Below are 13,835 nucleotides of genomic sequence, written 5' to 3'. Positions count from 1 at the left end.
ACTGGAGAGCCACCGCCACCACCGCCACTACCACCGCTACTGCCACCGCCACCGCCACTACCACCGCCACCACCACCGCCACTGCCACCGCCACCGCCAGCCGTATCAGTAGGAGGAAGCTGATTGTCGAGCAAGTTTACGCTTCCCTTTACTTTGTCGGGATTCATTTGATTTCCCGCCACAACCAGTTGGTTTGAGCTGCTATTTTGTAAATCAAATTTAGTGTTGTAGCGCAGGATATTTTTTCCTGCTTCGGTGGCACTGCCCAGATCCGGTAAGGCATTTCCAATCACTGTCACACCATCATCAGAGTTTCGTTCGCTCAGATTATTCCGCAGCTTGGGACGCGCATTTCCAGAGATGACAATCCCAGATCGGTTGCCTGAAATTTGGTTATCTACCACCAATGGAGAGGCACTATCCGCAATGCTCATGCCATAACCCGTATTTTGGCAAGTATTGCCTCGAATTTCGCCTTTGGCATTTCCTGCTAGCGAGATGCCATTGCCCAGATTTTTAGTAAATACATTATTGGTGATGACCGGGTTGCCATCACCCGTCACAAAGACTCCCTCGCGCTTGCTATTAGTAAAGGTGCAATTGGCAACCGTGGAGGCATTCGATTCAAGCCAGACGGCAGTTCCGCGTGTAGCCAGATTGGTTGCAGTTACGCCCCGGAGTTGAGCATTATTCGCTAAAGTGACCGTCACATTTTGACCGCCAGAAGAGTTGGGGCTACTGTAGGTTCCACTTCCTTCAATCAAGATGCCACTGCCTTTATTGGCTTCATTCCCCACAACCTTGACCCCAGCCGGCACCTTGAGGGGAAAGACTTCACCGCTGGCTGCATTGTAGTTCCCCACTGCCAGTTGAATGGTCGTATCGGATTGCGCTTGTTGGAGAGCTTTGGTAATCGTTTTAAACGGCGCTGACTGGCTGCCAGCAGCGCTATCATTTCCGGTTGCTGGATTGATAAAAAAAGTTTGAGCCATAGTGATATTGAAACAGAGTAATTGGGGTGTGGTAACAAAAATCTGCAACCAGAGTAGCGATCGCTTGCAAATTTACTTGTTTTATGCAAGCAATTCAGACGGCTACATCCCCTATAAGAGCCTATCCGGAAAATTCGGCAATGATGGTTAAGAGAAAGACAAGCTTTTAAAAGGGCGAATAGAAGTGCAGGCGTCCTACTCCCAAATCTAAACCGTAAGCTTTCTCTCCGGCTGGAAAAGCTTTGATTCGGAACAGATATACGCCGCTACTAAAGGGGTTACGTACCGGATCGAGACCAATCGTAACGGTTTTACCTGGAGGTACGGGAGGATCAAACATGACTGAAATGGTGTTTGTCTGGCTATCTCTTATGACTTTTCCCAGCCCTAACTTCTCACCTTTGTTTTCAGGCTTCCCTACAAATGCTTCGCTGTCGTTAAGTTTAAATCGAATTATCTCTAATCCCTCGTTTTGGGTAATCGTCACTTGCCCAAGCGGTTCACCAGCATTTTCTGGCAGACTGACGGTGAAATAATAGGTAGCTCCCCAGACATTAATCCGGTCAAAGGTAGTCGTAGCATCTATTAAGCGAGGCGGTTTTTCAAAGGAAACAGTTCCATCTGCTAGCTGAATCGCCCTAGATGAAGGACTTAAGACTCCCCAAATGCTAGCTATTACCGCTAGGGTTGAGCTGAAAACTAAAAAAGAACGCATAGCTAAGTACCAACGACAAGAAAAGATTCATTTACTCGGAACTATTTTGAATTTAATTTTGTCGTTATCTATGGCAAAATCCCTCTACAGTGGGAGGTAATTCTCAGCCATGATGTAGATGAACTACATTTTTGTTGGGCATTATCTTTAAAGTAGGAAGGCGAAAATCGGTGATTCTAGGGCGGGGCAAAAACCGGGTGGCAACTATGCACGAATCGGGTTCTGATGGTTTGAAGGTTTTATCAGCAATCGAGTTTCAAGGGAGAGGGTGGAGTCAGAGGACTGCTAATTTGATGAAGTCTTTTGCTCGCAAGCGAATTGCACCCATTAGTTTAGTGACATTGCTCGGTTGTGGGGGAGCAACTTGGCTGGCAACGGCTGCTTTTATACCGCAGATTGCCCAAGCTTACACTGCTCGCTCTGAAGTTGCCCTGGTTCGTCAGCCAGCAGAAACTTACGAAGGTTTTGTCCGCAGAGCCGAGGTGGTGGCTAGGGCGGCGGCGCAGCGCAGCTTCGATCGCGACATCTTAGTGACTGATGTTGCCGTGATGATTCTGGGGCAAAATCAGGGAGCGATCGCACCGATTCTTTCTTTAAAAGTAACTCGTGGAGCCTGGAGAAGCCGCCCCGATACCCCCCGCTGGGCAACCTACTTTCCCAATACCAAGTCTTTACTCGGTTTTGTCGATGACGTGACGCCTTCCAATCAGCCCGTCCCCGCTACTGCCGAACCCCCCCCAGCACCAGCACAGGGGGCACCTGCTACACCTCCCCCACCAACCGCAGTGCCCGGTAACATTAGGGATGTCGCGCCCGGAGCGCCTACAGGGACTCCTCAGAACCAGACACCGGGAACAGCCGCTCCCGCAGCCCCCGGTACTCCTCAGAACCAGGCACCCGGAACCGCAGCCCCAACTGCACCAAATGCACCAACTGCTCCCACCTCGCCAACGATTCCCTCTTCACCAGCATTTCCTGGCGGTAATGTAAATCCCACGGAAACGATTCCCAATCCAACAGAAAACATTCCCAATCCAACAGAGAACATTCCCAATCCCACTACGCCAACCACTGGAACGGGAACCACCGGACAGGGGCGATAAAAACCGCCCAAATCAGCGTGTGAACCACCGCGCACACCTCTCTGCTCAGTGCCTCATCGGGAACGAACAAGGGTGAGACAGTCGAGAAATTCGCCCGACTAGATTGAACTGGTCAAGGGATCTCTTAGAATAGGAAGGCTGTAAACGATTGCTGGAGTTACGATCATGGCGGTTCCTAAGAAGAAAACATCAAAATCCAAGCGCGATAAGCGCAAAGCCACCTGGAAGCACAAGGCGACAATTCAAGCTCAGAAAGCTCTGTCTTTGGGCAAATCGATTCTGACTGGGCGTTCTAAGTTTGTGTATCCAACCCAGGAAGAAGAAGCCGAAGAAGAATAATTATCCTAGAGGTTGCTTTTCGTCTCAGCCTCCTAGAATTTCCGAGCGCCTTTGGGCGCTATTTTTTTGGATATAAGTGCATATTAAGAATTAGAGTACACAAAACGCCATCTCTACTAGACTCATGCTAGGAAAATTTTTCAAAAAACCAGAATCGGAGCAGAGCGAACGGGTTCCTCCCGGTCAATATCTGACGAAAGGCTTCCCGGTGCTGACCTACGGCAACACTCCGCAGATCGATACTGACAACTGGCAATTTCGCGTCTGGGGTTTGGCAACCGAAAAGACTTTCAGCTTGGCAGATTTTATGGCTCTGCCCCAACATAACTTTACTGCCGATTTCCATTGCGTCACCCGCTGGTCTAAACTCGACGTGCAGTGGACTGGCGTTAAGGTGACAGACTTTATGAAGCTGGTGGAAGTTGACCCGAAAGCCGTTCATGTTATGGAACACTGCTACGGCGACTACACCACGAATATTCCTTTAGAAGACTTTCTGCGAGAAGAAAACTTTTTTGCTCACACTCTATTTGGGGAACCCCTACCGGCGGAACATGGCGGACCGATGCGGCTAGTTGTCCCTCACCTTTATGCCTGGAAAAGCGCCAAATGGATTAACGGCTTAGAATTTCTCCCGCAAGAGGAATCGGGTTTTTGGGAGCGCAATGGCTACCACCGGCGGGGAGAACCGTGGGCAGAAGAGCGATATAGCTATTAAGGGACTAGGAAAAGAGAGTTTTGAGTTTTGAGTTATAAAAGAATTCTTTAATTCAAAACTCAGACGCAATAAATCGCGCCTCTACAATTTAAAACTTTTTTCTCATTACTAATTATTTCATTAGCCACTTCAGGATCTTGAGCTTGTCTTTATAGGGAGCGTATCTCAACTTCACATCAACGAGAAAAGATTTGTTGAGTACGCTTTTTTGATGGGAGAATGTCTCAAAACTTGCCTTGCCGTGATAACGACCGATGCCGCTCTCTCCAACGCCACCGAAGGGTAAATCTAGGACGCCAACTTGCATAACGGTGTCATTGATGCAAACACCCCCTGAAGAGGTTTGTTGCAAGACGGTTTGTTGCTTTTGTTTGTCTTTCGAGAAGAAGTAGAGGGCTAAGGGTTTCGGCTTGGCGTTGACAAGCGCGATCGCTTCGTTCAACTCTGTATATTCTAGGACTGGCAGAATTGGACCAAAGATTTCTTCTTGCATGACTGGATCTTCCCAGCCCACGCGATCGATGACGGTAGGAGCAATGTATCGCTCAGATGGATTAGTCTCTCCACCAATCAAAACATCCCCATCTAGATATTTACAAAGACGGTTAAAGTGTTTTTGATTAATAATTCTGCCATAATCAGGGCTTTTTTCCGGTTCATCCCCATAAAAATCGTGAATACAATTTTTGATTTGTGCGAGCAAATCTCTTTTAATTCTTTTATCTACTAAAAGATAATCTGGGGCAATACAAGTTTGACCTGCATTCATGAATTTACCCCAAACAATCCTTTTGGCAGTGTATTCCAGATGAGTATCGGCATCTACAATACAAGGACTTTTGCCGCCCAATTCTAGGGTAACGGGCGTCAGATGTTTGGCTGCTGCCGCCATAACAATTTTTCCAACTTCGCTGCCGCCTGTAAAAAAGATATAGTCAAACTTTTCTTCCAGTAGCTGCTGGCTGGTTTCGATACCGCCTTCTACAACAGCCACTACTTCTGGATTAAAGTATTTAGGGATAATCTCAGCTAATAGATGCGATGTATTTGTAGCGAGTTCTGACGGTTTTAGAATCGCACAGTTACCGGCTGCGATCGCACCCACGAGAGGCGAAATTAGTAGCTGCAAGGGATAGTTCCAAGCTCCGACAATAAGAACTACGCCCAACGGTTCAGAATAAAGCTGAGCTGAGCCTAAAAATTGGGTAATCGGTGCCTTTATCTTTTTAGGCTTTGTCCAGATATTAATATTTTTTAAAGCATAATTAATTTCCTCTAAGCAAACTCCTATTTCTGATAAAGCAGCTTCAAACACTGACTTGTTCAGGTCGATTTGCAGAGCCTTAAAAATAGCGGCTTCATTCTCTAATAATGCTCTTTTTAAAAGCTTTAAATGGTGAATTCTAAACGATATGTCTTTAGTTTTTCCAGTTGCAAAAAACTTTCGTTGCTGAAATACGATGTTACTAACTTTTGGTGGTACTAGCATTTTTTCTCCAATGTTGGATTTTAAATTTTAGACTCTATACCCTTTGAAATCCAAAATTTAAAATCCAACAGTAAAATTTCATATTTGAGCAGGCAAGCGAACTCTAAATAAACTACCTTTACCCAACTCGGATTTGACCTCTATTTCACCTTGATGAGCTTCCACAATTCTACGCGATAGATGCAGCCCTAAACCGCTGCCAGAACGCTTGTGGTTCCCTTGGCGAAATCGCTCAAATAAAACTTTCTGGTCTTCTAGGGTGATACCAGGGCCTGTGTCGTTAACGTCAATAACAATGGCAGGATTAGCGGAGTTACTTGTATGGGAGCCTACCGACGCATGGACAGCAACTGAACCGTTATCTGTAAATTTGATAGCATTTCCGATTAAGTTCGTTAAAACCCGATGGATTTCCATGCGATCGCCGACTACTTTGAAATCAAGCGGATGATTGTCGGCGCTGTCCCCTAAATCCAGCTTCAGGGTGAGGTTCTTTTCCTCTGCCAAGGGAGAAAGTTCTTGAACTACTTCCTGAAGTAGTTTCCGCAGGTCAATTGGTGAGAAGCTCAGGGTTTTACGACCGGCTTCATAGCGATAGACTTCTAATAAAGTATTCACCATCGCCAGCAAGTTGCGGTTGCTGCGATCCATTGTAGCGATCGCTTCTTGCATTCCTGGCGAGAGTTCTCCTAAGGCTCCTTGCCTAAATAAAGCCAGCATCCGCTCTGCGGCGACGATCGGCGTCCGCAAGTCGTGGGTGAGCCAGGAAACGAAATCTTCTCGCTGACGGGCAATTTGATCGCGTTCGTCCACACTATGCTTCAGCCGCAGAAGCGATCGCACCCGCGCCAGCAATTCGTCAACTTGCACTGGCTTGCGAATAAAATCATCTGCTCCGGTATCTAATCCCTCTACCACGCTGGCGTGATCGTGGGCTGTGATCAGTAAAATCGGGATAAATGGCAACTTAGTATTATCACGGACTCGCCTCGTGACTTCATATCCATCCATCCCCGGCATCATCACATCCAACAAGACCAAGTCTGGTGGAGATTGTTCAATCTCGTTTAAGGCAGAACGACCATTTTCCGCCAAGGTAATTTCATATCCCTCTTCTTCTAAAATGGTTTGAACCAAAAACAAGTTATCGGGAGAATCATCCACAACGAGAATGCGGTCAGTTTTAGAAGGTTGATTGAGACTCGAATGATTCTTCATGGAAGCGATAGGTTAACAACTCAAGTTTATTGAAATTAATTTTTGTAAATTAATCGTGCATCACGTAACATTCTTTACGCCTAAGGTATCATTTTGCCTCATTCTACAGAAGGATTGTTGGGGATCTTTACCGAATCTTTGCTTCTTTGGCTTCTATCCAGTGTTTGGACTAGCCCAATGACCTTAGCAACAGAAAATTAATTATAAACCTTTAGGATGACGGTCATACTTTTCTGTCATCTGATACATCTGGCTGCTCATTGCTGGAAAGAAAAAATCGCAGATATCTAGTTTATTTACATCTATAAATTAAGCAAAACGGGAAAGATAGGCAGTAGCGAAGTCAATTTCCTCGTGCGGATGGATAGGTAAAAGAGGTCTTTTGGGCGATCGCGCTCAAGATAGAAATTTGAGTGGTTGGTAATGAGACAGCTTTATCTACAGGATGGACGTGGAAGCGATCGCTTTAAACTCTCCGCTACTTGGCGGTCTGCGTTCTATGTTGACTGCGTTGTTTCCCCTCTGTTTAAATTTTTACGCCTCCGGATAGATTGACCGACCCCCCCAATTTCAGTCATCAATGAAGAGCAGATTCAAAGTTGGAAAGTATGGGTCGCTTAGCACCTGAATCTAGTCGAACCATTCGCAAACAACAACGCCCTGATTATCGTCCTTCGCCTAAAGTTCCTGTAAAACTGATCGCGGGCATCTACTTTTCTATACTTTTATCTATCTTTCTAGGGGTGCTACTGCTGAGCAGTGGCAGGATGACGATTGGCGGGGTTCCGTTGCCAATCTTGATGAGCTTCTTGAGCGATGATGCGGCACGAAATGCTTATTTAGCAGGAGAACCCGCAGCACTTCACGACCGTCTTGAGGTGATGGGCATCGAGGAGCAAATCAAAGAATATTATCGACCTCAAATTTCTGATGAAGCAAAACTAGACCAACACATTCACCAAATTCTGTATGACCGCACTGGTTATGTGGGGGCACAATACGAGGTGAATCCGGAAGGGGTATTAGTTTTGAAAAATAGATAAGTAGAGAAGCGATTAGTTGCATCTCTAGCAAGTTAATCGCTTCTCTACTACCAATTTAATCAGAATAAAAAGTAGCGTTGTGCTAATGGGAGAACGGTTGCCGGTTCGCAAGTCAGCAATTCCCCATCGGCTCGCACTTCGTAGGTTTCCGGATTTACTTCCATGTGAGGCAGGGCATCGTTTAATTTCATGTCTCGCTTACTGAGCTGCCGCGTACCGCTGACGGCAACGGCTGGCTTTTGTAGCTTAAGCTGGTTGGGAATCTCTTGTTCGAGTGCCGCTTGGGAAATAAAAGTTAGAGAAGTGGCAGCGATCGCGCCTCCAAAACTGCCGAACATTGGGCGCATATGCACGGGTTGCGGTGTGGGGATACTAGCGTTGGCATCGCCCATTTGAGCGTAAGCGATCGCACCCCCTTTGATGACTATCTCTGGCTTGACGCCAAAAAATGCCGGACGCCAGAGGCACAAATCCGCCAATTTCCCCGCTTCTACGGAACCAACATACTGCGAAATCCCGTGGGTAATGGCTGGATTGATTGTATATTTTGCAACGTAGCGCTTTGCCCTGAAATTATCTGCTCTTTCTTGCCCCTCTCCTGCCAGCAATGGAGAGAGGTTTCCCCGCTGCACTTTCATTTTGTGTGCCGTTTGCCAGGTGCGAATGATTACCTCGCCTACCCGCCCCATCGCCTGAGAATCAGAGGAAATCATGCTGAATGCACCCAAATCGTGCAGGATATCTTCAGCGGCAATGGTTTCCCGGCGAATCCGGGACTCGGCAAAGGCGACATCTTCGGGAATGCTGGGGTCGAGGTGATGACACACCATTAGCATATCCAGGTGTTCGTCTAGGGTATTGACGGTATAAGGGCGCGTCGGGTTAGTGGAAGAGGGCAGGACGTTCGCTTCGCCGCATACTTTGATAATGTCCGGCGCGTGACCTCCACCGGCTCCCTCGGTGTGGTAAGTGTGAATAACGCGATTCTTAAAGGCGGCGATGGTGGTTTCTACAAAACCGGCTTCGTTCAAGGTATCGGTATGAATGGCTACCTGCACATCATAATTATCCGCAACGTTCAAGCAAGTATCAATCGTCGCGGGTGTGGTGCCCCAGTCTTCGTGCAGTTTTAAACCTATCGCCCCGGCTAAGACTTGTTCGATTAGTCCTTGGGGTTGGCTGCTATTCCCTTTCCCCAAGAAGCCTAGATTTACCGGGAAGGCGTCAGCGGCTTGCAGCATCCGGTACATATTCCACGGGCCAGGAGTGCAAGTGGTCGCATTTGTACCCGTAGCGGGGCCAGTACCACCGCCGATCATGGTGGTGATGCCGGATGCGATCGCGACTTCAATCTGTTGCGGACAAATAAAGTGAATGTGGCTGTCAATCCCGCCCGCGGTGAGGATCATTCCTTCCCCAGCAACGACCTCGGTTCCAGGGCCAATAATAATCTCTACGTTGTCTTGAATATAGGGATTTCCCGCTTTCCCAATTTTGAAAATATTGCCATCTTTAATGCCAATATCGGCTTTGACAATCCCCCACCAGTCGAGGATTAAGGCGTTGGTAATCACCAGATCGACGGCACCGTCGGCATTAGAAATGGGGGATTGTCCCATACCATCCCGGATGACTTTGCCGCCACCGAATTTCACTTCATCGCCGTAGGTCGTGAAGTCTTGTTCGACTTCGATGAATAATTCGGTGTCAGCAAGACGAACGCGATCGCCGACTGTCGGGCCATAGGTTTCGGCGTAAGCGCGGCGATCCATTCTGTAACTCATCCTTGACTCCTCTAGAGTGGTATATTTTTAACGCAAAGGTTAGCGCAAAGGTACGCAGAGTTTTGGGTTATTCTTGGCGTTTTTTGGGCTACAAGCGATTAATTTTGAATCCCTCAAATTTCATTGAGAAGCCATTTCCCTCTGGAGAAGCGCACATCACCCCCACATTCACCGTCTCAGCCGGGGTGAGATAGCCAAGGCGAAGCATTGTGTACTGAGTGCCATCCAGAGAGTATTGCACCTCTACAGCGGTGCCGCGTCGATGTACGCGCATCCAAAGTGAAGCCGGGTTATCTGGCAGCGGGACAACAGACCAATCTGAGTAATCTCTTGTTACCACAGCGCTGACTTGTTGTACACCCTCGACAAATTCAATGCCACATTTTAACCAATTCGCCTCATCTAAGCGCAGCATCAATCCGGCTTGATCGTACAAATCTCGATACTCACCGCTAACTTTCACCTCAACCATGAAGTCTTTGTTCGCTTGCTGATGAAAAAAGTGACCGTTATCTCGAATGAAGCCGTAGTGAGTCTCTCGCCAAAAATCAGTTTTTCCAGCGGAAGTGATAGTAATTGTATTGCCTTGGACGTTCCAAATCGGCGGTTCGTTATACCATTCCATCGCCATTCTTTTCTAAATTTATACTGGTTCTTGGTCGAATCTCCGCATTAACTCAAGCAAAGCTTTCCGATCGGGTTTTTGTCCGTCTTTCATCAGTTCAGCCAGCCCCTCAAAATACTTTTCGCGTTCCCCTCCCGGACAAAACATTATTAACAGCTTTGCTGGCTTTGTGCTGCGGTTAGCGAATCCGTGAGGTGTACCGCGAGGGACAAGCACAAATCCCCCTGGTTGTCCTTTTACTGTTTTATCCCCAACGAGGATTTCCACTTCGCCTTCTAGGACATAAAACATCTCCTCCATCTGACGATGGATATGTGGTTGCGCCCCCGTTCCATCTAGTTCTAGGCTAAACTCAAACAGCCCTAAGTTTCCGTGAGTATCGGCACCAACTGCTTTAAATGTAGCTTCGCTGTTACCAATAGTAAGGTGCCTGCCTTCTCCAGGCGCTAGTACAATTTCTTGTATCGGTAAAGTCATTTAATTATCCTCATTGATCGCTATAGCGAACCATTTATCTTGCCATTGAAGCCATATACTTGACGGCTACCAACAAATGGCACTAATTCTACTTCTTTTTCATCTCCAGGTTCAAAGCGTACCGCCGTGCCTGCTGGAATATTCAGGCGCATTCCCTTTGCTTGTTCTCTATCAAAATCTAAAGATTCGTTCACCTCATAGAAGTGGAAATGAGAACCAACTTGAATCGGGCGATCGCCTGTATTTGCTACTTGTAGTTTTATACTAGGGCGACCCGCATTCAGTTCTATTTCCCCTGCTTGTACAAGCATTTCTCCAGGAACCATTTCAACTTCCTCTTTTAGTTTTTTATAAAAACGGCTAACTACTGTATAAATTCAACCATAGGAACCGGATCGGTGTCGTAAAAAGCTGAGTATAATTCGCTCCGTAAATTGCTCATAGTTACCTTATTTTTGTAAGATTATGTCTGATAATCCATTTGCTGACGGATTTTCTCTTTAATCTCGTATCCGGCGAACTTTTCACAAAGATATAAACCTAAATCAATTGCCGAAGTAACTCCTCTGGCGGTAATTACGTCACCTTCGTCAAAAACTCTTTTGTTGACGACAGACTTACAATATTTTTGAAGGTCTTGGAAAGCATTGGGATGGCTTGTTGCTGTTTTTCCTTGTAAAAATCCCGCTGCACCGAGTAGTAAAGAACCCGTACACACAGAAACTTTGAACTTGCAAGTTGCTGAGGTTTTCAGCCATGTCATTAACTCAGGATTGTCAACTAAGTTTCGGGTGCCAATTCCACCGGGTACGATAATCATGTCGTAGGGTTGGAGAGATTCACCTACTTTGATCGGAGTAAAACGAAGTCCAGCGTTATCGCTGACTTCTTGAGAATGGGCACAAATATCCCATTCTAAATCGGATATAAAATTCATTGTCTTGAGACGAGTAACTGGATCGTAAACTCCAATAAAATCTAAGGCGGTCATTCCGGTGTAAACGATAAATGCAACCTTCATAAACAATCCTTCAATCTACGAGATTATCTAACGAATTGGGTTGTGAACTGTAACCAACTTTGTACCATCGGGAAATGTAGCTTCTACCTGCACTTCATGCACCATCTCTGGCACACCTTCCATTACTTCTTCCCGTGACAGTAGGGTTGTCCCATAACTCATTAAATCGGCAACGGTGCGTCCATCTCTAGCGCCTTCCAGAATAGCAGCAGAAATATAAGCGATCGCTTCTGGGTAATTCAGCTTTAAACCTCTTCCCTTCCGGCGTTCCGCTAATAGTGCCGCTGTAAAAATCAACAGCTTATCTTTTTCCTGTGGCGTCAGTTGCATTGATAACCTCTTACATTCTTTCGTGTTCTCTACGCCTTCTACGATTCGCTCAAATTTGCCAAACTCTCGGTGGACAAGCAGGGCGTTCTAAAAAGTGCAATCGCAGCAAATTCCAAATATCTATAAACCAGTTTCGCACCTGGGAAGTAGAAGAACCACGATATCGACACAATAGCCCAGCCGGAAGACGAGTAATGCCTGCTTGGTGAAGATTTTCTCCTGTCCCTTTCTTAAAAAAGGGTGAATGATTCCCTAGATTTCGTGCTTTTTCTACAATCTCTGGTGACACCGCTTGCCCAATCCAGACTAAACTCGCTACAACGGATTGCCCAGCTAAACCGTGAGGACTGTCGAGGATTTCTGTCCCGCCGGGTAACCATTGCCTGTCAATCCACAGAGGGCGTCCTTGCTGCCAGATTTCAGTATGCGATCGCCACTCTCCGTGTAAGAATCTCTCCCCTCTGGCACTGCGTCCAAAGCGTGTAATTTCCCAACCCAGCCAACTTGCTTCTGGAGCTAATTCTACCCGCAAGTCTTGTCGATACATCGCACCGTCAAAAATAATTGTTTCCTGCGGTAGCCACTCCAAAGTAGCACCCGCGTTCACCTCGATTTCAATCGTTTGACTCGCTGGCAATCCATTGCTGCGATAAACCTTACCGGCGGCAGCGGTAGTGATTAAGGCTTGGGCGTTGGGTTGGAGGTGGAAATTAAGCGATAAGCGATCGCCCCCCACAACACCCCCCGCTGTATGCAAAATTACACTATGACAAATCTCCGACCCTTCTGGATAAAATGGGCGCTGTACCTTCAGCGGTGCTTTTACGCGATCGCTAATCACCTGGGTTTTGCTTTGGGTTTTAGAAAACTCCAAGTTAAGAATGCCGTGCCATCCAGAGGATGAGGGATTTGCTACTGCCGGATCGAGGTCTTTCATTAAATTTGGTGTATAAATTGTTAATTTTTTACTCCGGAAAATCATCTTAAACAAAAATACCATTAAACTCGATTCAACCGAATATTCTTAAGTCTTTATACTGGAGATTCTTATGGCGGCTATCAGCTTTGAAAGCTTAAAAAACGAATACCAGCAACTCTTTGATAACTGCAAAATCACTAAAAATAAAATTGAGCAAGTAGATAATATTTTAGATACCATTGATACAAATCGGGCTAGGTATGATGCGGTAGGGAAAAGACTGGCGATTCCCTGGTATGTGATAGCCATTATTCACAACATGGAATCTTCCTTAAATTTCAACACTCACCTGCATAATGGAGATCCGCTGACAAGAAAAACTATACGCGAACCAAAAGATCGCCCGTCTAGTGGGAATCCTCCTTTTACATGGGAAGAAAGTGCTATTGATGCTTTAACTTTTGATAAATTTGACCAATGGAAAGATTGGAGCCTTCCAAACATTCTTTTTAAGTTAGAAGGCTACAACGGTTGGGGTTATCGCCTCTACCATTCTGATGTTCTTTCACCTTATTTGTGGAGTGCTTCAAACCACTATACTAAAGGAAAATACGTTGACGATGGCACCTGGTCAAATACAGCCGTATCGCAGCAATACGGTGCCGCCGTACTTCTCCGCCGAATGATCGATCGAGGAACAATTACTTGGGATAATCCAGAAACCAGTGAGGTTGGAGAAAAAGATGTAGATATCCAACCTGGCGAAAAGCAACCTTTGGTATATTATTCACCAGATTCTAAGATTGATAACGGCAAAGAACTGCAACAGTTTTTAAATCAATTTTCAGGAATTTATTTAAGTGTAGATGGTTGCCTTGGTGATAAAACTTCCGAGGCTTTTAAAAAAGTTACTGGTTACTATCTCTTTGGAGATCCTAGAAATAAAAATTAATTTTAAATAGCAAATAAAATAGTAATTCTCTAATTTGTAAGTATTACTTATCAAGTGCAAAAAATCCGATAAATTAAAACTTACTAGCTTGTTGATTGCTTAGAAAAAGG

At 46.0% G+C, this 13,835-nt stretch carries 16 protein-coding genes; 5 read left to right on the top strand and 11 right to left on the bottom strand.

Features of this window, described 5'->3' with window-relative positions:
* Both NDA06_RS13455 and NDA06_RS13450 read right to left on the bottom strand, forming a co-directional pair.
* Nucleotides 1–992, bottom strand: a 992-nt coding sequence (locus tag NDA06_RS13455) for a DUF1565 domain-containing protein (RefSeq protein ID WP_348251746.1), incomplete at its 3' end; no start/stop codon positions are given.
* A 166-nt stretch (nt 993–1,158) separates the two neighbouring features.
* A complete protein-coding gene (locus NDA06_RS13450; RefSeq protein ID WP_190985863.1) occupies nt 1,159–1,707 on the bottom strand; it encodes a DUF2808 domain-containing protein in 549 nt (182 codons plus the stop codon).
* Between the two features lie 170 nt (nt 1,708–1,877).
* On the opposite strand from NDA06_RS13450, the gene NDA06_RS13445 reads away from it, so the two are divergent.
* The 3 genes from NDA06_RS13445 (at nt 1,878) to NDA06_RS13435 (ending at nt 3,867) form a co-directional block, all read left to right on the top strand.
* A complete protein-coding gene (locus NDA06_RS13445; protein ID WP_190985862.1) occupies nt 1,878–2,810 on the top strand; it encodes a hypothetical protein in 933 nt (310 codons plus the stop codon).
* A gap of 165 nt (nt 2,811–2,975) precedes the next feature.
* Nucleotides 2,976–3,149, top strand: coding sequence for a 50S ribosomal protein L32 (rpmF, locus tag NDA06_RS13440; RefSeq protein WP_190410231.1), 174 nt, complete (start codon nt 2,976–2,978; stop codon nt 3,147–3,149).
* A gap of 124 nt (nt 3,150–3,273) precedes the next feature.
* On the top strand, nt 3,274–3,867 hold the full coding sequence (locus NDA06_RS13435; RefSeq protein WP_190440199.1) for a sulfite oxidase-like oxidoreductase: 594 nt from the start codon (nt 3,274–3,276) through the stop codon (nt 3,865–3,867).
* Nucleotides 3,868–3,979: 112 nt separating this feature from the next.
* On the opposite strand, the gene NDA06_RS13430 is transcribed toward NDA06_RS13435, so the two are convergent.
* Entirely contained in the window at nt 3,980–5,356 is a 1,377-nt protein-coding gene (locus tag NDA06_RS13430; protein WP_190985861.1) for an aldehyde dehydrogenase, read from the bottom strand.
* 78 nt (nt 5,357–5,434) lie between these two features.
* Complete coding sequence (locus tag NDA06_RS13425; RefSeq protein WP_190985860.1) at nt 5,435–6,574, bottom strand: hybrid sensor histidine kinase/response regulator; 1,140 nt, start codon at nt 6,572–6,574, stop codon at nt 5,435–5,437.
* Between the two features lie 608 nt (nt 6,575–7,182).
* Between NDA06_RS13425 and NDA06_RS13420 the strand changes: the two genes are divergently transcribed.
* Entirely contained in the window at nt 7,183–7,617 is a 435-nt protein-coding gene (locus tag NDA06_RS13420) for a hypothetical protein (protein ID WP_190426776.1), read from the top strand.
* Between the two features lie 59 nt (nt 7,618–7,676).
* Here the strand turns inward: NDA06_RS13420 and ureC are convergent, their stop codons facing one another.
* The 7 genes from ureC to NDA06_RS13385 form a co-directional block, all read right to left on the bottom strand.
* The gene (gene ureC / locus NDA06_RS13415; protein ID WP_190985859.1) at nt 7,677–9,401 is read right to left on the bottom strand and encodes an urease subunit alpha; all 1,725 of its coding nucleotides are present in this window, start codon (nt 9,399–9,401) and stop codon (nt 7,677–7,679) included.
* Nucleotides 9,402–9,489: 88 nt separating this feature from the next.
* Nucleotides 9,490–10,026: a DUF1349 domain-containing protein gene (locus tag NDA06_RS13410; protein ID WP_190985858.1), complete on the bottom strand. Its 537-nt coding sequence runs from the start codon at nt 10,024–10,026 to the stop codon at nt 9,490–9,492.
* Between the two features lie 18 nt (nt 10,027–10,044).
* Complete coding sequence (locus NDA06_RS13405; protein WP_190985857.1) at nt 10,045–10,503, bottom strand: cupin domain-containing protein; 459 nt, start codon at nt 10,501–10,503, stop codon at nt 10,045–10,047.
* 20 nt (nt 10,504–10,523) lie between these two features.
* A complete protein-coding gene (locus NDA06_RS13400; protein WP_190985856.1) occupies nt 10,524–10,829 on the bottom strand; it encodes an urease subunit beta in 306 nt (101 codons plus the stop codon).
* A gap of 137 nt (nt 10,830–10,966) precedes the next feature.
* Entirely contained in the window at nt 10,967–11,524 is a 558-nt protein-coding gene (locus NDA06_RS13395) for a DJ-1/PfpI family protein (protein ID WP_190985855.1), read from the bottom strand.
* A gap of 27 nt (nt 11,525–11,551) precedes the next feature.
* Entirely contained in the window at nt 11,552–11,854 is a 303-nt protein-coding gene (gene ureA / locus NDA06_RS13390) for an urease subunit gamma (RefSeq protein ID WP_190440229.1), read from the bottom strand.
* A gap of 49 nt (nt 11,855–11,903) precedes the next feature.
* Entirely contained in the window at nt 11,904–12,791 is an 888-nt protein-coding gene (locus NDA06_RS13385; RefSeq protein ID WP_190440233.1) for an urease accessory protein UreD, read from the bottom strand.
* A gap of 112 nt (nt 12,792–12,903) precedes the next feature.
* Between NDA06_RS13385 and NDA06_RS13380 the strand changes: the two genes are divergently transcribed.
* Nucleotides 12,904–13,725, top strand: coding sequence for a hypothetical protein (locus NDA06_RS13380; RefSeq protein ID WP_190985854.1), 822 nt, complete (start codon nt 12,904–12,906; stop codon nt 13,723–13,725).
* Nucleotides 13,726–13,835 lie beyond the last annotated feature (110 nt).

The sequence above is a fragment of the Trichocoleus sp. ST-U1 genome (assembly GCF_039961835.1).
GTDB lineage: Bacteria > Cyanobacteriota > Cyanobacteriia > Cyanobacteriales > FACHB-T130 > FACHB-T130.
The sequence above is the reverse complement of the archived record's forward strand: the minus strand, read 5'-3'. Positions and strand labels throughout refer to the sequence as shown.